This window comes from Klebsiella planticola ATCC 33531 (assembly GCF_000735435.1).
Taxonomy (GTDB): domain Bacteria; phylum Pseudomonadota; class Gammaproteobacteria; order Enterobacterales; family Enterobacteriaceae; genus Klebsiella; species Klebsiella planticola.
Window position 1 is genome coordinate 221319 of sequence record NZ_JMPP01000018.1, and the last position, 19803, is coordinate 241121.

General features: G+C 56.8%; 20 protein-coding genes, 1 tRNA gene and 2 pseudogenes. 13 read left to right on the top strand and 10 right to left on the bottom strand.

What is annotated here, in order from left to right; all coding sequences use genetic code 11:
* Window positions 1-20 precede the first annotated feature (20 nt).
* Window positions 21-765 (top strand): annotated as a pseudogene (locus tag GRPL_RS0125585) (SDR family oxidoreductase).
* Between the two features lie 106 nt (window positions 766-871).
* Here GRPL_RS0125585 and GRPL_RS17155 read toward each other — a convergent pair.
* The 6 genes from GRPL_RS17155 to GRPL_RS17130 form a co-directional block, all read right to left on the bottom strand.
* Window positions 872-1372 carry a protein disulfide oxidoreductase gene (locus GRPL_RS17155; RefSeq protein WP_032698816.1) on the bottom strand — a complete coding sequence of 167 codons (501 nt, stop codon included), beginning with the start codon at window positions 1370-1372 and terminating at the stop codon, window positions 872-874.
* Window positions 1362-1973: a DsbA family protein gene (locus GRPL_RS17150; protein WP_032690809.1), complete on the bottom strand. Its 612-nt coding sequence runs from the start codon at window positions 1971-1973 to the stop codon at window positions 1362-1364. Before GRPL_RS17150 ends, GRPL_RS17155 begins: the two co-directional genes overlap by 11 nt.
* Before the next feature lie 2 nt (window positions 1974-1975).
* The gene (locus GRPL_RS17145) at window positions 1976-3985 is read right to left on the bottom strand and encodes a protein-disulfide reductase DsbD family protein (protein WP_032698818.1); all 2010 of its coding nucleotides are present in this window, start codon (window positions 3983-3985) and stop codon (window positions 1976-1978) included.
* Between the two features lie 47 nt (window positions 3986-4032).
* Entirely contained in the window at window positions 4033-4392 is a 360-nt protein-coding gene (locus GRPL_RS17140) for a hypothetical protein (protein WP_032696676.1), read from the bottom strand.
* 134 nt (window positions 4393-4526) lie between these two features.
* Window positions 4527-5960 carry a 6-phospho-beta-glucosidase gene (locus GRPL_RS17135; protein WP_032690812.1) on the bottom strand — a complete coding sequence of 478 codons (1434 nt, stop codon included), beginning with the start codon at window positions 5958-5960 and terminating at the stop codon, window positions 4527-4529.
* A gap of 119 nt (window positions 5961-6079) precedes the next feature.
* Window positions 6080-6808 carry a MurR/RpiR family transcriptional regulator gene (locus tag GRPL_RS17130; protein ID WP_032690813.1) on the bottom strand — a complete coding sequence of 243 codons (729 nt, stop codon included), beginning with the start codon at window positions 6806-6808 and terminating at the stop codon, window positions 6080-6082.
* Between the two features lie 49 nt (window positions 6809-6857).
* Here GRPL_RS17130 and yqfB point away from each other — a divergent pair, with 49 nt between their 5' ends.
* Together yqfB and trhA are read left to right on the top strand one after the other, a co-directional pair.
* On the top strand, window positions 6858-7169 hold the full coding sequence (gene yqfB, locus GRPL_RS17125) for a N(4)-acetylcytidine aminohydrolase (protein WP_004867365.1): 312 nt from the start codon (window positions 6858-6860) through the stop codon (window positions 7167-7169).
* A 161-nt stretch (window positions 7170-7330) separates the two neighbouring features.
* Window positions 7331-7990 (top strand): PAQR family membrane homeostasis protein TrhA, encoded by a 660-nt coding sequence (gene trhA / locus GRPL_RS17120; RefSeq protein ID WP_004867362.1) that lies wholly within the window; start codon window positions 7331-7333, stop codon window positions 7988-7990.
* 109 nt (window positions 7991-8099) lie between these two features.
* On the opposite strand, the gene ygfZ is transcribed toward trhA, so the two are convergent.
* Window positions 8100-9083 (bottom strand): tRNA-modifying protein YgfZ, encoded by a 984-nt coding sequence (gene ygfZ / locus GRPL_RS17115; RefSeq protein WP_032690814.1) that lies wholly within the window; start codon window positions 9081-9083, stop codon window positions 8100-8102.
* Window positions 9084-9379: 296 nt separating this feature from the next.
* Here ygfZ and sdhE point away from each other — a divergent pair, with 296 nt between their 5' ends.
* Both sdhE and GRPL_RS17105 read left to right on the top strand, forming a co-directional pair.
* Complete coding sequence (gene sdhE / locus GRPL_RS17110; protein WP_004867358.1) at window positions 9380-9646, top strand: FAD assembly factor SdhE; 267 nt, start codon at window positions 9380-9382, stop codon at window positions 9644-9646.
* A complete protein-coding gene (locus tag GRPL_RS17105; protein WP_032690815.1) occupies window positions 9627-10037 on the top strand; it encodes a protein YgfX in 411 nt (136 codons plus the stop codon). The genes sdhE and GRPL_RS17105 overlap by 20 nt, the downstream gene beginning before the upstream one ends.
* Before the next feature lie 7 nt (window positions 10038-10044).
* Here GRPL_RS17105 and fldB read toward each other — a convergent pair whose 3' ends face one another.
* On the bottom strand, window positions 10045-10566 hold the full coding sequence (gene fldB, locus GRPL_RS17100) for a flavodoxin FldB (RefSeq protein ID WP_032690816.1): 522 nt from the start codon (window positions 10564-10566) through the stop codon (window positions 10045-10047).
* Between the two features lie 178 nt (window positions 10567-10744).
* On the opposite strand from fldB, the gene xerD reads away from it, so the two are divergent.
* The 5 genes from xerD (at window position 10745) to lysS (ending at window position 16864) form a co-directional block, all read left to right on the top strand.
* Window positions 10745-11641 carry a site-specific tyrosine recombinase XerD gene (gene xerD, locus GRPL_RS17095; RefSeq protein ID WP_032690817.1) on the top strand — a complete coding sequence of 299 codons (897 nt, stop codon included), beginning with the start codon at window positions 10745-10747 and terminating at the stop codon, window positions 11639-11641.
* Between the two features lie 22 nt (window positions 11642-11663).
* Window positions 11664-12377, top strand: coding sequence for a bifunctional protein-disulfide isomerase/oxidoreductase DsbC (gene dsbC / locus GRPL_RS17090; RefSeq protein ID WP_032690818.1), 714 nt, complete (start codon window positions 11664-11666; stop codon window positions 12375-12377).
* A 5-nt stretch (window positions 12378-12382) separates the two neighbouring features.
* Complete coding sequence (gene recJ, locus GRPL_RS17085) at window positions 12383-14116, top strand: single-stranded-DNA-specific exonuclease RecJ (protein ID WP_032698819.1); 1734 nt, start codon at window positions 12383-12385, stop codon at window positions 14114-14116.
* Window positions 14117-14238: 122 nt separating this feature from the next.
* Window positions 14239-15337, top strand: a protein-coding gene (gene prfB / locus GRPL_RS17080; RefSeq protein WP_099001586.1) for a peptide chain release factor 2 whose coding sequence is annotated in 2 segments (ribosomal slippage) — window positions 14239-14313 and window positions 14315-15337 — 1098 coding nt in all. Because the reading frame shifts where the segments join, the coding sequence is not laid out codon by codon here.
* Window positions 15338-15346: 9 nt separating this feature from the next.
* Window positions 15347-16864 (top strand): lysine--tRNA ligase, encoded by a 1518-nt coding sequence (gene lysS, locus GRPL_RS17075; RefSeq protein WP_004867343.1) that lies wholly within the window; start codon window positions 15347-15349, stop codon window positions 16862-16864.
* 117 nt (window positions 16865-16981) lie between these two features.
* Here the strand turns inward: lysS and idi are convergent, their stop codons facing one another.
* Window positions 16982-17536, bottom strand: a complete 555-nt coding sequence (idi, locus tag GRPL_RS17070) for an isopentenyl-diphosphate Delta-isomerase (protein WP_032690820.1) — start codon at window positions 17534-17536, stop codon at window positions 16982-16984.
* Window positions 17537-17767: 231 nt separating this feature from the next.
* Here idi and actS point away from each other — a divergent pair, with 231 nt between their 5' ends.
* Both actS and GRPL_RS17060 read left to right on the top strand, forming a co-directional pair.
* Complete coding sequence (gene actS, locus GRPL_RS17065) at window positions 17768-18490, top strand: amidase activator ActS (protein ID WP_032698820.1); 723 nt, start codon at window positions 17768-17770, stop codon at window positions 18488-18490.
* A gap of 80 nt (window positions 18491-18570) precedes the next feature.
* Window positions 18571-18644, top strand: a tRNA-Gly gene (locus GRPL_RS17060).
* A gap of 409 nt (window positions 18645-19053) precedes the next feature.
* Here GRPL_RS17060 and GRPL_RS28565 read toward each other — a convergent pair.
* A pseudogene (locus GRPL_RS28565) lies at window positions 19054-19152 on the bottom strand (type VI secretion system tube protein Hcp); the annotation flags it as partial.
* Window positions 19153-19243: 91 nt separating this feature from the next.
* Here GRPL_RS28565 and GRPL_RS17055 point away from each other — a divergent pair.
* A complete protein-coding gene (locus GRPL_RS17055) occupies window positions 19244-19630 on the top strand; it encodes a VOC family protein (RefSeq protein WP_032698821.1) in 387 nt (128 codons plus the stop codon).
* Window positions 19631-19803 lie beyond the last annotated feature (173 nt).

Here is a 19803-nt window from a genome sequence, read left to right on the forward strand (position 1 = left end):
TTATTTTTTGGGGGAAGAGGATGGCTATAGCACTGATTACCGGCGCCAGCCGCGGGATAGGTAAGGCGACGGCGCTGCTGTTGGCACAGGAAGGGTATACCGTGGTGGTCAATTATCATCACAACATCAGCGCGGCGATGGCGGTGGTCAATGAGATTGTCGTCCTTGGCGGCAAAGCCGTTGCGCTGGGGGCCGATATCAGCGATGAGGCGCAGGTCATGGCGATGTTTGACGGAATCGACCGTCTTGCGGAACCGCTGACCGCGCTGGTTAACAACGCCGGCATCCTGTTTGCGCAAAGCACCGTGGAACACCTGACCGCCGGGCGGATTAATCAGGTGCTGAGTACCAATGTCACCGGCTATTTCCTCTGTTGCCGGGAGGCGGTGAAGCGGATGTCATATCGACACGGCGGAAAAGGTGGGGCGATCGTCAATGTTTCATCAGCGGCATCGCGTCTGGGCGCGCCGGGGGGAATATGTGGATTATGCCGCCTCGAAAGGGGCGGTGGACACCCTGACCACCGGACTGTCGCTGGAAGTGGCGGCGCAGGGAATTCGCGTCAACGGCGTGCGTCCCGGCTTTATCTATACCGAGATGCACGCGTCGGGCGGTGAGCCCGGACGCGTGGATCGGGTGAAAGCGGGGCTGCCGATGCAGCGCGGCGGGCAGCCGGAGGAGGTCGCGCAGGCCATCGCCTGGCTGCTGAGCGACAAAGCCTCCTACGTGACCGGTAGTTTCCTGGAGCTGGCGGGCGGCAAATAAGATGTGCGAACGCTCTGCCTTATCCGGGCTACAACCGCTGGCCGGCGGTAAATAACCGCTACCCCACGGCACTTGTAGCCCGGCTAAGCGCAGCGCCAGTCGGGGGTTATGACGCCAGCCACAGCCGCAGGCGCATTCCCCAACCGCTGGTCCAGCCGGTCGTTACCGACTTAACCTCGCCGCGAGAGATGACAATAAGCGTTGGCGTGACCTGAACGCCCCACTGGCGAGAAAGTCCGCCGTCGGGGTCGTTCACCGTGGGCAGCGCCATTTTCTTATGCGCCAGCCAGTTGTACAGCGTGGCATCGTCCCCGGAACGGAGCGCGACGGTCATCACATTGCCGCCGTTGCTTGCCAGCGCCGCTACGGATGGCGTCGTATAACGACACACTCCGCACCAGGTAGCCCAGACGTAGATCAGCAGCGGACGCTGCTGGCTCATGGCGTGCAGATCGACCACGTTACCCTCCAGCGTCTGCAGCGGTGTCGTCGTCAGGTTCGGCGGTAGCGCAGGCCGACGCAGATAATCCATCCCCCCGATGAGTGCGCCGGCAAGCAGCAGCAGGATAATCAGCTCGCGCAGCCAGCGGCGTAATTTACTGACCATCGGCTTTTGCCAGCTGTTCTTTCACCAGCCCCTCCAGCTCCTGATAAGGAATCGCGCCAGCGACCATCTGATCGCCGATAATCGTCGCCGGGGTGCCCTGAATATTCAGCACCTGAGACAAAATCAGGTTCATCTTCAGCGAGTCCATTGTTTTATCATCGGTTTTCACCCCATCGGTGGCGGTTTTCTGCTGTGCGGCGAGAATACTCGCATCGTCGTGGTAGCCCTTTTTGGCCATCAGCCGCTGATGCAACGCCCAGAATTTATCCGGCTGCTGGCGCCATGTAGAGAGCGCGGCTTTGGCGGCGTTGACCGAACTTTGCCCCTTAAACGGCAGCAGTTTTACAATCAGCAGGACATCAGGGTTATCGTGAACGATCTTCTCCAGCATCGGATCGAACTGCTTGCAATACGGGCAGTTGTAATCGGTAAACGAGACGATAGTCAGGCGCGGCGCTTTGGCGCCCAGTCGCGGGCTGTCAGGATCGTTAAACAGCAGCTTTGCCAACTGGTCGTTGGCGGATGCCTCCGGCTGTTCTGCCGGAGCGGCAAGGCTGAAGGTTGCAACGCACAGCAGAAGGAGTGCAGCGATGATTTTCATGATTATTGACCTTTTGCAGCGGACAGAGTGGCGAGGAGTTCGTCGCGGCTGAGCAGCGGAGACAGCACGCGGCCCTGCGTTAATCCCGGTCCGTAAATTTGATTGAAGGGGACGGCGGCGCTGCCGCGAGTGGTCAGAAAACGGCTGATAGTGGCCGACGGGCGACTCCAGTCTCCGCGCAGGGCCACCACGTCTGGTTCAGAGAGTGCGCTCTGAACGTCATCGCGCAGCAATACGTTGTATTTATTGGCCTTGCAGGTGACGCACCAGTCGGCGGTGACGTCGATAAACAGTCGCTTGTTGCTTGCCAGCGCATCGCTAATCGCCTGTTCGCTCAGCGGCTGCCAGTTCACGCGGTCGCGTCGCAACGCCTGACCGTCAGGCGGTGACAGAAAAGCGACGACCCCGGCGACAACTAACGTCAGCGCGCCTGCTTTCAGCGTCGTGCGCCAGCGATAGCGCCAGAGCGTCGCCAGCAGAAGCGCGAGGGCCAGAAGTGCCGTCAGGGCGATAACCGACAGCCGACCAATATGCACCGTCAGCAGGCCGAGCAGCCATACGGCCGATCCCAGCATCATCAATCCGAGTATCACGCGCAGGACGTTCATCCAGCGTCCAGGGCGCGGCAGATGCCGGGCGAGGCCTGGCCAGGCGGCAACCAACAGCCACGGCAGACTCATACCCACCCCCATGGCGAAGAAAATACCCCACAGCAGCGGCAGCGGCGCGACCAGCGCGACCGAGACGGCGGTACCGAGAAACGGCGCCGTGCACGGCGTGGCCAGTAGCGTGGCGAAGGCGCCCTGCCAGAAATGGCCCATCAGACCCTTGCCGCCGCGGGTAGCCAGAAATGTACTGGCGCCGGAGGAGAGGCGAATCTCAAACAGCCCCAGCAGGCTGGCGCTGAACAGCACCATCACCAGCGCCATCGCGCCGATAAACCATGGGTTCTGAAACTGAATGCCCCAGCCCAGCGCCTGATTCCCCAGGCGAAGCAGAGTCATCATCAACGCCAGCGCCAGAAAGGACGCTACGATGCCACAAACCGAGGCCAGAAACTGCCGGCGTACGGTTGCGCGTTCGCGCGTCCCGGTCTGCACCAGCGAACCGAGCTTCATGGCCAGTACCGGCAGGACGCAGGGCATAACATTAAGAATCAGCCCGCCGGCAAGGGCCATCAGCAATACCCACCATAAAGCCGGCGCCTGCGCCGGGAGACCTTCGCTAACGATCGACGCGCTCTCCTGCGCCAGACCGCTGTCGGCAAGGACCAGCGACAGACGTTTGCCGCTGAGGTCAGGCGCCGCCTCACCCCAGCTGTCGGTGACCGGGATCTGTGCGACCAGCGTATCGCCGGTCAGTGAGAAGGTGGGTTTACCGAAATCGACATTCTCCACGCTGTCGATAAACAGCGACGGCTGTTGCCAGCCGGCTTCGCGAACGGCGGTCACCGTGAGCTTTCCGCCGCCATAGGACGAGGTCAGCCGGGACGTCAGGCCATCCGGGCGCGGAAGCGTGCCCAGCGCGCGGGTATAATCATAGCTAAAGCCATCTCCCGCAGGGACGGTCATATCCAGCGCAAAGGGATAGTCGGTCAGAATGCAGACATTGCTACAGGTGGAAAGCGTCAGCACGCCGCTTAAGGTCTGTGGTACCGGTCCGCGGATGTCCAGGGGAAAGCTGACGTTACCGTGATAGCCCTGGGTGGTGATCCCCGCGACGTCAAACCGCTGCGGCGTTGGCCAGTGCCAGGTGACATCCAGCGGCGTTTTCCAGGCGATAGCGGGCGCAATGCCGCCTTCCCCCGGGGAGCGCCAGTAGGTTTTCCAGCCTTTTTCCAGCGCCACATCGAGCAGCAGGCGCGTTGTGCCGCCATCGTCGTGTTGTGCGCGCAGCCGGACGCTGGCGTGTTGATTCTCGGCGGCGCGTAGCCAGCCGCTGTCGGCGGCCTGGCTGACGGGCAGCCATAGCCAAAGCAGGCAGACCAGCAGTCGCCTGAATACCATAAGCATAAATTTTCTCCGTAAATGATTGATTAACCTGAACTGTCAGGAAATCCTCATTCACGGAAGACGCACAATCGCAAATGCACCCGTAGCCGGGGAGGGGAAATAACGCGGGGAGGCCAGAGACGGACAATGCGCGGCGGTATTGCCGCCAGCAGCGTGAGCAATAGCGCGACGGCAAACAAGGCGCCTTCAAACAGCACCGGCGGTGCGGCGAGCAGTGATTTCGCGCTCAGCTCGCAGGGAGTAACCGGCGCTTCGGCCGTATCCTGACCCTGCTGGGCTGATTGCGTCACGGCGGTGGCATTCATGACCAGCGCATGCAGCCCGGCCATACGCTGCGCGGTGCATACCAGCACCACCAGACAGGCAAGGGCTACAAGAAGAATGGCTTTTCGCTGTTGCTTAATCATTTTCGCCTCTGTGATTCACGAGGCTTATCTTATCGGGCGAACGCGTTTTAGCAATGTTAAAGCTGTAAAGAAGTGTCTGTAAGACCGGCAATTGCCCTCTCCTCTGGCGAAGAGAGGGCGGTACGGAGAGGGAATCAGAGGTTTTCGCCGTTGCTGGCAATGACCTCTTTATACCAGTTGAAGCTTTTCTTACGCGAGCGGGACATATCGCCGGTGCCGTCGTCATGTTTGTTCACGTAAATAAAGCCGTAGCGTTTGCTGTACTGGCCGGTGGTAAAGGAGACGCAGTCGATACAGCCCCACGGGGTATAGCCCATCAGTTCGACGCCATCGTAAGTCACCGCTTTGATCATCTCTTCCACATGCGCGCGCAGGTAGTCGATACGGTAGTCGTCGTTGATGCTGCCGTCCTCTTCAACTTTATCGTAGGCGCCGAAGCCGTTTTCCACGATGAACAGCGGTTTCTGATAGCGTTCGTACAGTTCGCACAGCGAGTAGCGCAGGCCCACCGGGTCAATCTGCCAGCCCCAGTCGGAGGCTTTGACGTGCGGGTTCGGCACGCTGCCTTCGAAGCCGGAGATGGCATCACCGCTGCCGCCTTCCGCTTTGACCGCGTTGGTCATGTAGTAGCTGAAACCGAGGTAATCGCAGGTGCCTTCACGCAGGATCTGTTCATCGCCCGCTGCCATAACGATGTTAAAACCGCGGCGCTCCCACTCGTTGAGGACGTAGGTCGGGTAGTAGCCGCGCAGCTGCACGTCGGTAAAGACATAACGTTCACGCATGGACTCCTGGGCGAACATCACGTCTTCCGGCTTACAGGAGAACGGATAGAGCGCCACCATGGCCAGCATGCAGCCGACCTGCATCTGTGGATTGATCCGCCGCGCCGCTTTCACCGCCAGCGCGCTGGCAACGAACTGGTGATGCAGTACCTGGTACATGGTCTCTTCCGGGTTTTCGTAGTCGGTATAGACCACGCCGGAACAGCAGTAGCCGAACAGCGGGGCGCGCCAGTTGCGCTGGTTGTTGATCTCGTTGAAGGTCATCCAGTATTTCACTTTGTGCTTATAGCGCTCGAAGACCACTTCGGCGAAGCGCACAAAGAAATCGACCACTTTGCGGTTGGTCCAGCCACCGTACTGCTGCACCAGATGCAGCGGCATTTCGAAGTGGGAGAGGGTAATCACCGGCTCGATGTTGTACTTCAACAGCTCATCGAACATGTCGTCATAGAACTTCAGCCCCTCTTCGTTTGGCTGAGTTTCATCACCCTGCGGGAAGATACGGGTCCAGGCGATGGAGGTACGGAAGCATTTGAATCCCATCTCAGCAAACAGCTTGATGTCTTCTTTGTAGCGGCCGTGGAAATCAATGGCTTCGTGGTTCGGGTAGTACTTACCCGCTTCCACCTGGCGAGTAATCTCGCGCGGCACGCCGTGAGCGCCGCCGGTCAGCACATCGCAAATGCTTGGGCCTTTGCCCTCTTTATTCCAGCCGCCTTCAACCTGATGCGCAGCAACCGCGCCGCCCCATAAGAAGTCTTTCGGTAAGGTAATTTTTTTCATCCTGGCTCGTCTCATCAAATAGCATCTGTTGGCGAGTCTAACAAAGGGAATATAAATGTCACGATATAACAATTTCCCTCAGCTGGAATATGTTACATCGAAAAAACAGGGTGTTATTTTCAGGCGAGTTTACGCGCTAATTTACGGCCCAGGGACTCCAGAATATAAATAACCGGAATTTGGGTGGTAATATCATAAACGCCGCCGATGCGCGTTTGCGGGACGTGCCAGGAGAGGTTGAAGTCCGCCAGTTTCGCCAGTCGGGAGTGCTCATGGCTGGTGACCGACATCACCTTGCAGTTGTGCAGGCTGAACTGGCTGGCGAAGCGGAGAATCTCTTCGGTCTCCCCGGAAACGGAAAGAACGATCGCCAGCGCGTTACGCGCCATGTCGTTGGTGACCGGGAAATAAGGGTCGTCGATATGGTTGCTGAATTTCCCAACGTTGGAGAAAAACCGTGCGCCATATTTTGCCAGCGCCCCGGAGGTACCGGCGCCGACAAATATAATACGTTCTGATGCGAGAATAATATCGACGGCGCGCTCGAGTAAATTATCAAATTCGTCATTGTTGACGCTTTTAAAGAAACTCATAATTTCACTGGCGCCGATATTTGCCTGTTGAGGCTGATTCTGCTCGAGATATAATTTAAAGCGGAGGCGAAACTCCGAGTAGCCTTCGCACTGCAGTTTGCGACAAAAGCGCAGGACGGTGGTCGTAGAGACCCCGGCGGCTTCTGCCAGCTCGCGGATGGTCATATACATCACTTTGTCACGATTCTTAATGACGTAGTGGTAGACCATCATCTCAAGATTATTGAGACTGGCGATCGCGGCGTGGGAGAACATACTCACAGTAATAACTCACAATTCATAATGACCAGGATGGAATTATATCATGCAGCCGAATGACATAACCTTTTTTCAGCGCTTTCAGGACGACATCCTCGCCGGGCGCAAAACCATCACCATTCGTAATGCCGCCGAGTCGCATTTTAAAACCGGCGACGTGCTGCGCGTTGGCCGCTATGAAGATGACGGCTATTTTTGCACGATAAGCGTGGTGGCGACGTCCACGGTGACGCTCGATACGCTCACGGAACGCCACGCCGAACAGGAGAATATGACCCTGGCGCAGCTGCGGCAGGTGATTGCGGAGATTTATCCTGGCGAAGACCAGTTTTATGTTATTGAATTCAAAAGGCTTTGATAAAATAGCGAACGACTGTTAGTTGAAATTTTAATGTAACATTATGATTTTATAGTGTTTACAAATATTCATCTTTTTATTTTAGCTAACAGGTGTTCACTGGAATCATTCTCAGTTACCCTAGGTGAGCATTGAAAGCGTTCTTGTTTTCGGAGTCAAATATGGTTCGCAAACCATTAATCACACAGGGTTATTCTTTGGCAGAGGAAGTGGCCAACAGTATCAGTCACGGTATCGGACTGGTATTTGGCATCGTCGGCCTCGTCCTCCTGTTGGTGCAGGCGGTAGACAGCAACGCCAGCGCAACGGCGATTACCAGCTATAGCCTGTACGGCGGCAGCATGATTATGCTGTTCCTCGCCTCTACCCTCTATCATGCTATTCCCCATCAGCGAGCTAAGCTGTGGCTGAAAAAATTCGATCACTGCGCCATCTATCTGCTGATTGCGGGAACCTATACGCCTTTTCTGCTGGTCGGGCTCAACTCACCGCTCGCGCGCGGCCTGATGGTGGTTATCTGGAGCCTGGCGCTGCTGGGGATCTTGTTTAAGCTCACCATCGCGCACCGCTTTAAGGTCCTCTCTCTGGTGACCTATCTGACGATGGGCTGGCTGTCGCTGATTGTGGTATATCAGCTGGCGATCAAACTGGCGGCAGGGGGAGTAACGCTGCTGGCGGTCGGTGGCGTGGTGTATTCGCTGGGGGTTATCTTCTACGTCTGCAAGCGCATTCCTTATAACCATGCGATCTGGCACGGTTTTGTGCTGGGCGGCAGCGTATGTCACTTCCTGGCCATTTATTTGTACGTCGGCCAGGTGTAAATAAGATGCCGCATCAGCGGGAAATCCCCCGGCGGTGCGGCGCATGCCGGAGCTACAGCGCCGCACGGTCCGGGATGTTGTCGCCCGGAGAGCCTGGCAGCGCTAAGGCTTAACTCTCTTCCAGCGAATAGGGCAGCGGAACGATGCTTAAGGTGCCGGCATCATCGCGTACGCGGAATACGCTGTCTGGTTCCATATCGTTATTCATCACCACCTGCACCAGCAACTGCCCATCATCCAGCAGCACGGCGGCCAGCACGGTGCCGGTCCGGCGCCAGTTTTCACCCATCTTCAGCTCAAGATCTTCTCCGGCTTCCGGGACGCGGCTCGCCTTCCCGGCCAGATACCACAGCGCGCGTTTGTTCGCGCCGCGGAATTTCGCCCGGGCGACCATTTCCTGACCGGTATAGCAGCCTTTCTTAAAGCTGATACCGCCCAATGCCTGCAGGTTTGTTGCCTGCGGGATGAACTGCGCGCTATTGGCGCTGTCTATGACCGGCAGACCGGCTTCGATGTTGAGCGCCAGCCACTGCTGGCTGTTGTTCAACTGCGCGTCGCTGCGCAACGCGTCGGCCACGCGGGTGGCGGTTGCTACATCGGTCACCAGCAGAAAGCGCTCCGCCGGATGTTCAAACCACAGCAGGCTGGTCACGCCGTCGGTGACGAGCGGTTTGTCGCTGCCCGGAAGTTCGCTGAACAGCGGCGCCAGCGCGGCGCGGGCCTGGAAACCGGCAACGCCCAGCAGGACGTGTTCATCATCGGCGGCAATGGTCACTTTAGAGAACACCGCATATTTCTTCAGTTCAGCGAGCTGGGTATCGCGCAGGCTGCGGCGTTCAATCCAGGTAAAACCACCGTCGCGGCGGAAAACCCGCAGGTTGCTCCACATCTTGCCCTTGGCATCGCAGTGCGCGGCAAGCAGATGCCGATCGTCGGTTAATGCGCTGACATCGGCGGTAATCTGCCCCTGCAGATACTTCTCGCCATCCTGACCGGTAATCGTTGCCAGCGCCCAGTCATCCAGCGTCATCAGCGTTAACGGCAGACGAGAGGAAGAAGAAGGCTGACGCGGAGGAAAAGGTGTAAAAGCCATAGTCATGTCCTGAATAGCTTAACGCAGAGTGAATAGCTAATGGTAAAAGAGCTATGGTGCAATGCAAGCGCTTTTGGCAGGCCATTTGTGCCCTGAAAGCACAAACGGGGAAACAAAGGAGAAAGATAAAGCCATATTTTAAATGTGGTTTTTGTGGAATGGCGTTCTCTGTTCTCGATATTGCTGTAAAGTAAGTGCAAAAAACGGGTTAAACTAACCTATCAACGACGTCTTTTCAGGCTGCCCTTCGGCGACCTGAAGGGCGCGTAAGACTCTCTTTATGCTGGAAGGACAACATGGACATTACGAATAAAGCCCGCATCCACTGGGCATGCCGCAGGGGTATGCGTGAACTTGATATCTCCATCATGCCGTTTTTCGAGTATGAGTACGATACGCTCAGCGATGAAGACAAACAGCTGTTTATCCGTCTGTTAGAAAACGACGATCCGGACCTGTTTAACTGGCTGATGAATCATGGCGAACCGGCTGATGCACAACTGCAACGGATGGTAAAATTAATCCAGACTCGGAATCGGGAACGTGGTCCTGTGGCAATCTGATTTACGCATTTCCTGGCGCTCGCAGTGGTTCTCGCTGCTGCTGCACGGCATTGTGGCGGCTATTGTCCTGCTGATGCCCTGGCCGCTGAGCTACACACCGCTATGGCTATTGCTGCTGTCGCTGGTGGTGTTCGACAGCGTGCGCAGCCAGCGGCGGATCCACGCCTGCCGGGGGGAAATAAAGCTGATGACCGATTCGCGTTTGCGTTGGCAAAAAGCGGAATGGGAGATTGTCGGCACGCCGTGGGTGATTAATAGCGGGATGTTGCTGCGCCTGCAGGATATGCAAACGCGTCGCCGCCAGCATCTGTGGGTCGCTGCAGACAGTATGGATGCCAAAGAGTGGCGAGATCTGCGCCGGTTGGTTTTACAAAAACCGGCACAGGATTAAGAGCCTGTCAGGCGAACTGTTCAGCCATTTCGCCGAGGATTTGCTCGCACCAGTTCTGGATGCGATCGTCGCTCAGGTCATACTGGTTCGTCTCATCGAGTGCCAGGCCAACAAACAGCTGGCCATCGGCGATAATCGGTTTCTGGCTGGTGAATTCGTAACCTTCCGTCGGCCAGTAACCGATAAACTTAACGCCTTTGGCGCTCAGTTTGTCGTGCAGCATGCCCAGCGCGTCAAGGAACCATTCGCCATAACCCAGCTGGTCACCCATGCCATACAGCGCCACAATTTTATCCTGCAGATCCAGTGTATCCAGCTGTTGCCAGACGGCTTCCCAGTCTTCCTGAATTTCGCCGAAATCCCACGTCGGGATACCGAGAATCAACACGTCATACTGAGTCATCAGGGAAGGGGAATCATCTTTCAGATTATGCAGCGTCACTAATTCCGGGCCGATGATATCGCGGATCTTCTCCGCTGCCATCTCGGTGTAGCAGGTACTGGAGCCGTAAAAAAGACCTATGTTCATGGCGTAAACATCTCAATTCATGCGGTGATTTTGCGGCTAGTTTATCAGAAAGCCGCCGTCAGCCGCATACTTAAGCTGTGCGGCCAGCCAGTCGGGGAAAAACAGCGCAGCCGTTTTTGCCCAGCCGGGCCACTTATTTGGGTATACTGAAGCCGTTTTAACGAGCAAAGAGGGCGATGTGAAAGAGGATCTCGCACGAATCGAACAGTTTCTTGATGCCTTGTGGCTGGAGCGCAATCTGGCGGAAAATACGCTGAGCGCCTACCGTCGGGATCTGACGATGGTAGTGGAATGGCTGCATCATCGCGAGTCGTCGCTGGTTAGCGTGAGCGGCGAGGATCTTCAGGCGCTGCTGGCCGAGAGACAAACGGGCGGCTATAAAGCCACCAGTACCGCGCGGCTGTTGAGCGCCGTGCGCCGTTTCTTCCAGCACCTCTATCGGGAGAAAATTCGTCCGGATGACCCCAGCGCGCTGCTGGCGTCGCCGAAGCTACCGCAGCGGCTGCCGAAAGATCTCAGTGAAGCTCAGGTCGAGCGTCTGCTGCAGGCACCGCTGGTCGAGCAGCCTCTGGAACTCCGCGATAAAGCGATGCTTGAGGTGCTGTACGCGACCGGCCTGCGCGTGTCGGAACTGGTGGGCCTGACGATGAGCGACATCAGCCTGCGCCAGGGCGTCCTGCGGGTGGTGGGCAAAGGCAATAAAGAACGGCTGGTCCCGCTTGGCGAAGAGGCGGTGCTGTGGGTTGAGAACTACCTGGAGTACGGGCGCCCCTGGCTGCTGAACGGCGTGGCATCTGATGTGCTTTTTCCAAGTCAGCGCGCGCAGCAAATGACGCGCCAGACCTTCTGGCATCGGATTAAGCACTATGCCGTGCTGGCCGGGATAGATAGCGCGAAGCTCTCCCCGCACGTTTTACGCCATGCGTTTGCCACGCATTTACTTAACCATGGCGCAGATTTACGCGTGGTACAGATGCTGTTGGGACACAGCGATCTCTCAACGACGCAGATCTACACCCATGTCGCGACCGAGCGTCTGAGACAACTTCATCAACAGCACCACCCGCGGGCGTGAGTGCTGAATAAAAGGACTGAGTATGAAAAAAGGTTTATTGATGTTTACTCTGCTGGCGGCGACGCTGTCCGGTGCGGCCCATGCGGATAACGCGGCTATCAAACAGTCGCTGGCTAAACTGGGCGTACAGAGTACGGATATTCAGCCATCGCCGGTTGCCGGAATGAGCACCGTACTGACCGACAGCGGCGTGCTGTATGTGACCGATGACGGTAAACACGTCATCCAGGGGCCGATGTATGATGTCGGCGGCGCACAGCCGGTAAACGTCACCAACGCGCTGCTGGTGGGCAAGCTGAACGCGCTGGAAAAAGAGATGATTATCTATAAAGCGCCGCAGGAAAAACACGTTATCACCGTTTTCACCGACATCACCTGCGGTTACTGCCACAAGCTGCACGAAGAGATGAGCGACTATAACGCGCTGGGCATCACCGTGCGTTATCTGGCCTTCCCGCGTCAGGGGCTGCAAAGCCAGACCGAGCAGGATATGAAAGCCATCTGGTGCGCCAAAGATCGTAACAAAGCGCTGGATGATGCCATGGCCGGCAAAGGCGTACCGACGGCGAGTTGCAACCTCGATATCAGCAAACACTACACCCTTGGCGTGCAGTTCGGCGTTAATGGCACGCCGGCGATGGTGCTGAGCAACGGCTATGTGCTTCCGGGCTATCAGGGGCCGAAAGAGCTGAAAGCCTTCCTTGATGAGCATCAAAAACAGACAAGCGGTAAATAATTCGCGTGAAACCACAGATACAACTACGCCGCCGTGAGGTGGTTGAAGGGGCTGAGCTCCCCGCCGACCTGCCGCCGCTGCTGCAGCGGCTATACGCCAGCCGCGGCGTCCTGCATGCCCAGGAGCTGGAGCGCAGCGTCAAAGGCATGCTGCCGTGGACGCAGCTGAATGGCATCGAAAAAGCCGTTGAGATGCTCTACGGCGCATTCCGGCAAGAGCGGCATATCGTCGTGGTCGGGGATTTTGACGCCGATGGCGCCACCAGTACCGCGCTGAGCGTGCTGGCGCTGCGTGCGCTGGGCTACAGCAATGTCTCCTATCTGGTGCCAAATCGTTTTGAAGATGGCTACGGGTTAAGCCCGGAAGTGGTCGATCAGGCCCACACCCGCGGCGCGCAGATGATCATGACCGTGGATAACGGCATCTCTTCCCATGCCGGCGTCGATCGTGCCCACGCATTGGGGATCCCGGTGGTCGTGACCGATCACCATCTACCGGGTGAGACGCTGCCGGCGGCGGAAGCGATTGTGAACCCCAATCTGCGCGACTGCGATTTCCCCTCGAAATCGCTGGCCGGCGTCGGGGTGGCGTTTTATTTGATGCTGGCGCTGCGTACGTTCCTGCGCGATAAAAACTGGTTTGCAGAACGGGGCATCACGCCGCCGAATCTTGCCGAGCTGCTGGATCTGGTCGCGCTCGGGACGGTGGCTGACGTCGTGCCGCTGGATGCCAACAACCGCATTCTCACCTGGCAAGGGCTGAGCCGTATCCGTGCCGGTAAGTGCCGTCCGGGTATCAAAGCGCTGCTGGAGATTGCCAACCGCGATCCGCAAAAGCTGGCGGCCAGCGACCTCGGATTTGCCCTCGGACCGCGGCTGAATGCGGCAGGCCGGCTGGATGATATGTCGGTCGGCGTGGCGCTGCTGTTGTGCGATAACGTCGGCGAAGCGCGGATGCTGGCCAATGAACTGGATGCGCTGAACCAGACGCGCAAAGAGATTGAGCAAGGGATGCAGGCGGAAGCGCTCACGCTGTGCCAGCAGCTTGAACGCAGCGGCGACACGCTGCCTGGGGGGCTGGCGATGTATCATCCGCAGTGGCACCAGGGGGTGGTCGGGATTCTGGCGTCGCGGATTAAAGAGCGTTTCCACCGCCCGGTTATCGCCTTCGCCCCAACCGGCGATGGACTGTTAAAAGGTTCCGGCCGCTCCATCCAGGGTTTGCACATGCGCGATGCGCTCGAGCGCCTTGATACGCTGCATCCGGGGCTCATTCTCAAGTTCGGCGGCCATGCGATGGCGGCGGGACTGTCGCTGGAAGAGGCGCGCTTTGAGGAGTTTCAGCAGCGTTTCGGCGAACTGGTCACCGAGTGGCTGGATCCGGCGCTGTTGCAGGGGGAAGTGGTCTCTGACGGCCCGCTGGAAGCTGCTGAGATGAGCATGGAAGTTGCCCATCTGCTCCGTGAGGCGGGGCCCTGGGGACAGATGTTCCCGGAGCCGCTGTTTGACGGTCGTTTCCGCCTGTTACAGCAGCGCCTGGTGGGCGAGCGGCATCTTAAAGTGATGGTTGAACCGGTTGGCGGCGGCCCGCTGCTGGACGGGATTGCCTTCAACGTTGATACTTCGATTTGGCCGGATAACGGCGTGCGTGAGGTGACGTTGGCCTATAAGCTCGATATTAATGAGTTCCGTGGCAACCGCAGCCTGCAGCTTATCATCGACCATCTCTGGCCGGTGTGACGAAAAAGCCGTCAACAAACAGGCTCACGGAAAGCCGAAGTATATATAAAAGAGAGCGGGGATCCGGTACAATTCCGCTCTTATCACCGCATTTTGTCGAATCCATTAAAAGAAAATCGATCATGTTTGAAATAAATCCGGTAAAAAACCGCATTCAGGACCTCACGGAGCGCTCTGACGTTCTTAGGGGGTATCTTTGACTACGATGCTAAGAAAGAGCGTCTGGAAGAAGTAAACGCCGAGCTGGAACAGCCGGACGTGTGGAACGAACCTGAGCGCGCACAGGCGCTGGGTAAAGAGCGTTCTTCACTGGAAGCCATCGTTGAGACGTTGGATCAAATGTCCCAGGGGCTGGAAGATGTTTCCGGACTGCTGGAGCTGGCTGTCGAAGCCGAAGACGAAGAGACCTTCAACGAAGCCGTTGCCGAACTTGACGTGCTGGAAGAGAAGCTGGCGCAGCTTGAGTTCCGCCGCATGTTCTCCGGCGAGTATGACAGCGCCGATTGCTATCTCGATATTCAGGCCGGTTCCGGCGGTACGGAAGCGCAGGACTGGGCCAGCATGCTGACGCGTATGTATCTGCGCTGGGCCGAAGCGCGCGGCTTCAAGACCGAGATTATTGAAGAGTCTGAAGGTGAAGTGGCGGGCATTAAGTCCGTGACCATCAAGATTATCGGCGATTACGCCTACGGCTGGCTGCGTACCGAAACCGGCGTCCACCGCCTGGTGCGTAAGAGCCCGTTCGATTCCGGCGGCCGCCGCCACACCTCCTTCAGCTCCGCGTTTGTCTATCCGGAAGTGGATGACGATATTGATATCGAAATCAATCCGGCGGACCTGCGTATTGACGTTTACCGCGCCTCCGGTGCGGGTGGTCAGCACGTTAACCGTACGGAATCCGCGGTACGTATCACCCACATTCCGACCGGCTTAGTGACGCAGTGCCAGAACGACCGTTCACAGCACAAGAACAAAGACCAGGCCATGAAGCAGATGAAAGCCAAGCTTTATGAGCTGGAAATGCAGAAGAAAAATGCCGAGAAGCAGGCGATGGAAGATACCAAATCCGACATCGGCTGGGGCAGCCAGATCCGTTCTTACGTGCTGGATGACTCCCGCATTAAAGATCTGCGCACCGGGGTGGAAACCCGCAATACTCAGGCCGTGCTTGACGGCAGCCTGGATCAATTTATCGAAGCAAGTTTGAAAGCAGGGTTATGAGGAACCAACATGTCTGAACAACAAGCACAGGGCGCTGACGCGGCAATTGACCTTAATAATGAACTGAAAGCCCGTCGTGAAAAGCTGGCTCAGCTTCGTGAGCAGGGTATCCCGTTCCCGAACGATTTCCGTCGTGACCATACCTCTGACCAACTGCACGCTGACTTCGATGCGAAAGAAAACGAAGAGCTGGAAGCACTGAACGTTGAAGTCTCCGTTGCTGGTCGTATGATGACCCGCCGTATTATGGGTAAAGCCTCTTTCGTCACTCTGCAGGATGTCGGCGGTCGCATTCAGCTGTACGTCGCGCGTGACGATCTGCCGGAAGGCGTCTACAACGAGCAGTTCAAAAAATGGGACCTCGGCGATATCATCGCGGCGCGCGGTAAGCTGTTCAAAACCAAAACCGGCGAGCTGTCTATCCACTGCACCGAACTGCGTCTGCTGACCAAAGCCCTGCGCCCGCTGCCGGACAAATTCCACGGCCTCCAGGATCAGGAAGCGCGCTACCGTCAGCGCTACCTGGATCTGATCTCCAACGACGAATCCCGCAAGACCTTTAAGGTTCGCTCCCAGATTCTGGCCGGTATCCGCCAGTTCATGGTGGGCCGCGGCTTTATGGAAGTCGAAACTCCGATGATGCAGGTGATCCCTGGCGGCGCGTCTGCCCGTCCGTTCATCACCCATCACAACGCGCTGGATATGGACATGTACCTGCGTATCGCGCCGGAACTGTATCTGAAGCGTCTGGTTGTGGGCGGCTTCGAACGCGTGTTCGAAATCAACCGTAACTTCCGTAACGAAGGCATCTCCGTACGTCATAACCCAGAGTTCACCATGATGGAACTCTACATGGCGTACGCGGACTATAAAGATCTGATCGAGCTGACCGAATCCCTGTTCCGTACCCTGGCGCAGGATATTCTGGGCAACACCGCGGTTCCTTATGGCGATCAGACCTTCGACTTCGGTAAGCCGTTTGAAAAACTGACCATGCGTGAAGCTATCAAGAAATACCGTCCGGAAACCGAGATGGCGGATCTGGATAACTTCGATTCCGCAAAAGCGATTGCAGAGTCTATCGGCATTCACGTTGAGAAGAGCTGGGGTCTGGGCCGTATCGTGACCGAGATCTTTGAAGAAGTGGCGGAAGCGCACCTGATTCAGCCGACCTTTATCACCGAATACCCGGCGGAAGTCTCTCCGCTGGCGCGCCGTAATGACCAGAACCCGGAAATTACCGACCGCTTTGAGTTCTTTATCGGCGGCCGTGAAATCGGTAACGGCTTCAGCGAGCTGAACGATGCGGAAGATCAGGCGCAGCGCTTCCAGGACCAGGTGAATGCGAAAGCTGCTGGTGACGATGAAGCCATGTTCTACGACGAAGACTACGTCACCGCGCTGGAACACGGTCTGCCGCCGACTGCGGGTCTGGGTATCGGTATTGACCGGATGGTGATGCTGTTTACCAACAGCCACACCATCCGCGACGTCATCCTGTTCCCGGCAATGCGACCGGTTAAATAAGACCGACCGTCAAAAACGCAACCCCGGCTACAGGCCGGGGTTTTTTGTTGGTACCTCCGCACCCGCTGCGCGCGAGGATGCGGACAGGCGGCGGAGAACCGCTATCCGGCAATACGGCTAATAGCGCAGCTGCGCGACATAGTTTCTCAACGCGAGCCGGGCATTATCATCAGCCGCTTCGAGCACCATCCACGGACTGTAAGCCCACGGTGTGAGCGCCAACGCCTGCAGTAAATCCTCCAGCTCACACCACTGATAGTCCATGACCTCGTCGCTATTAGCCTGTACCGGGCTGATAATGCGTGCGGCGTAAACCGGGCAGACTTCGTTTTCGACAATCCCGTTGGGGGCCACCGCCCGGTAACGAAACGCCGGATGAACGGATGCGATGTTGGCAATGTTAACGCCCAGTTCAAAACGGCTGCGCCGCGTCACGGCCTGTTCAAAGGTCTCTCCGCTCTGGGGATGTCCGCAGACGGAGTTAGTCCAGACGCCGGGCCAGGCTTTTTTGCCCAGTGAACGACGCGTCACCAGTAGCTGGCCGTGGTCGTTAAATAACCAGCAGGAAAAGGCGAGGTGTAAAGGGGTATTGAGGGTATGGGCGGCATATTTTTCCAGCCTGCCAACAGGCTTATCTTGCTCATCGAGCAAAATGACATGTTCCCCGGTCATGACAACTCCTGATAATAAAAATGACCCGGCATACACTCGCCTGGTCACGCACTCGCCACTAGGGTAGCCGATAACCACGTGAAAGGCATTACCAAAACGCGCTTCTGGCGCTGCTGATGGAGGAACCCGAATCCGACAACGCCCGCGTATCGATTGGGGATCTGCCTGCGGGCTGGTATGATAGTCGTCCGTTGTGACGAGATGAGAGCTGTGCTGAGTGCAGGACGCCTGATGAGAAAACGCTTTTTTATCATGATGATGTTGGTCAGCAGCCTGGTGATTGCAGGATGTTCCAGTTCATCTGATTCCGGTTCCGTCTACACCGTTAAACGCGGCGATACGTTGTACCGTATTTCCCGGACGACCGGTACCAGCATTAAAGATCTGGCCCGACTGAATAATATCTCCCCACCGTATACCATTGAGGTTGGACAGCGTCTGAAGCTGAATCCGGCCTCGGGCTCCACCAGGGGCGGTGCATCCGGGAAGAGCAGCGCCGCTAAGCGCACCGCGGCCAGCAAGCCGCCGGCCACGCTGCCGCCGGTCTCCTGGCCACCGGTGGGGCAACGCTGCTGGCGCTGGCCGACCAGCGGTAAAGTTATCCTGCCTTATTCATCAAATGATGGTGGTAATAAGGGGATTGATATTGCCGGCACGCGCGGCCAGCCGGTTTATGCGGCCGGGGCGGGTAAAGTGGTGTACGTCGGTAATCAGCTCCGCGGTTACGGTAATCTGATCATGATTAAACACGGCGAGGATTACATCAGCGCCTATGCCCATAATGACAAAATGATGGTCAATAACGGTCAGAACGTGAAGATTGGTCAGCAGATAGCCACGATGGGCAGTAGCGACGCCGATTCCGTGCGCCTGCATTTCCAGATTCGCTACCGGGCGACGGCCATCGATCCACAGCGCTATTTACCGCCGCAGGGCAGTAAGCCAAAGTGCTAAGAGGTTATTTTATCAGCAGTTAGCGTGATTCAGTCTTGTAAGACGGTGCGTAAGGTCTATAATGGCCCTCGCACCTTAAAGCGGGCGTAGTTCAATGGTAGAACGAGAGCTTCCCAAGCTCTATACGAGGGTTCGATTCCCTTCGCCCGCTCCAGAATTTCTCTTGCGGTCACACATCTTAAATAAGACGCTGTTTTTGAAACAAGTTTCTTACCTCTTATAGCATGTCAGTCTCTCGTTCCACCCCTCAAAAATACACGGTTAGTTGTCACGGAAAGTTAACGGCTAGATGAACGTTTAACTTAACGTCGGCGGTAGTTCCAGAGTCACACCGCGATAGCAACACGTGAACGAAAAAGCCTGGCCGGGCATGGTCATTTCATCGACAGACTGATCACCCGCATTTAAGCCCGATATGTAGCCTTATGAGCCATGTAAACAGGTGAATAGCTCCGTCACTTATGTCTACCTTTGCGCTCCCGTCAGCTGTTGATAAAAAGAAGTGGTACTTATCTCCCACACCTTTCAGGAAAGCGTCTTGGGTAACTTCTGAAGGGACTAAATAACAGCATGTTGAAGTATTCAGCTTCCTGGCCTGCGTCGTTGATCTTGTACCATTTGAACTCAGCACGCTTTAGCGTTTGACCAGTGGCAACGGCTTTTCTCGACAAATAGCAATCTGAAACCCGGGTACAGTAGGGGCGGCGTTGTCCATTCCGGAAACCTATTTTAACCAGCGGGAGGCCCGTTATCATGTTCAGCCATATGCGTATTGCCAGACCCGTCACCGACCTGGCGCGCGCTTGCGCCATGTACAGCCAGGGATTAGAGCTTCAACGGATTGCTGATTTTACCGACCATGCCGGCTTTAGCGGGATCATGGTGGGCCGTCCGGAGCTGGCCTGGCATATTGAGTTTACCCACTGCCACGATCATCCGCGACAACCTGCACCGACCGATGAAGACCTGCTCGTGCTGTATTACCCCGATAAAGCAGACTGGCAGCGGGCGTGCGCCAGAATGACGGAGGCGGGTTTTCGTGCGATGAGTTCGTTTAATCCCTACTGGGATACCAACGGCAAAACATTTGTCGATAATGACGGCTATCGGGTGGTGCTGCAGAACCGGGACTGGCCATAGCTTGGGGGCTCTTGCGTGACAGAACGGCGGGCCCTGTCCGCAGACGAGGGCGGGCAGTATTCCATGCGCTGAGTGCGGATATTTGCTATTCTGTACCGCGTCAGGTTATTGAAGAGATTGAGAAATGGGGTCGTTTATAGCCATCGCCTGTGTCATATGGCTTTTGTATAAAG

Bases quoted from the DNA above. Each gene is read 5' to 3' on its own strand.
- GRPL_RS17135 (WP_032690812.1), bottom strand. From the start codon at position 5,960: ATGAAAAAAATTACCTTACCGAAAGACTTCTTATGGGGCGGCGCGGTT.
- yqfB (WP_004867365.1), top strand. From the start codon at position 6,858: ATGCAGCCGAATGACATAACCTTTTTTCAGCGCTTTCAGGACGACATC.
- GRPL_RS17055 (WP_032698821.1), top strand. From the start codon at position 19,244: ATGTTCAGCCATATGCGTATTGCCAGACCCGTCACCGACCTGGCGCGC.
- GRPL_RS17155 (WP_032698816.1), bottom strand. From the start codon at position 1,372: ATGGTCAGTAAATTACGCCGCTGGCTGCGCGAGCTGATTATCCTGCTG.
- lysS (WP_004867343.1), top strand. From the start codon at position 15,347: ATGTCTGAACAACAAGCACAGGGCGCTGACGCGGCAATTGACCTTAAT.
- trhA (WP_004867362.1), top strand. From the start codon at position 7,331: ATGGTTCGCAAACCATTAATCACACAGGGTTATTCTTTGGCAGAGGAA.
- ygfZ (WP_032690814.1), bottom strand. From the start codon at position 9,083: ATGGCTTTTACACCTTTTCCTCCGCGTCAGCCTTCTTCTTCCTCTCGT.
- idi (WP_032690820.1), bottom strand. From the start codon at position 17,536: ATGACCGGGGAACATGTCATTTTGCTCGATGAGCAAGATAAGCCTGTT.
- GRPL_RS17145 (WP_032698818.1), bottom strand. From the start codon at position 3,985: ATGCTTATGGTATTCAGGCGACTGCTGGTCTGCCTGCTTTGGCTATGG.
- fldB (WP_032690816.1), bottom strand. From the start codon at position 10,566: ATGAACATAGGTCTTTTTTACGGCTCCAGTACCTGCTACACCGAGATG.
- GRPL_RS17150 (WP_032690809.1), bottom strand. From the start codon at position 1,973: ATGAAAATCATCGCTGCACTCCTTCTGCTGTGCGTTGCAACCTTCAGC.
- GRPL_RS17140 (WP_032696676.1), bottom strand. From the start codon at position 4,392: ATGATTAAGCAACAGCGAAAAGCCATTCTTCTTGTAGCCCTTGCCTGT.
- dsbC (WP_032690818.1), top strand. From the start codon at position 11,664: ATGAAAAAAGGTTTATTGATGTTTACTCTGCTGGCGGCGACGCTGTCC.
- GRPL_RS17130 (WP_032690813.1), bottom strand. From the start codon at position 6,808: ATGTTCTCCCACGCCGCGATCGCCAGTCTCAATAATCTTGAGATGATG.
- actS (WP_032698820.1), top strand. From the start codon at position 17,768: ATGAGAAAACGCTTTTTTATCATGATGATGTTGGTCAGCAGCCTGGTG.
- sdhE (WP_004867358.1), top strand. From the start codon at position 9,380: ATGGACATTACGAATAAAGCCCGCATCCACTGGGCATGCCGCAGGGGT.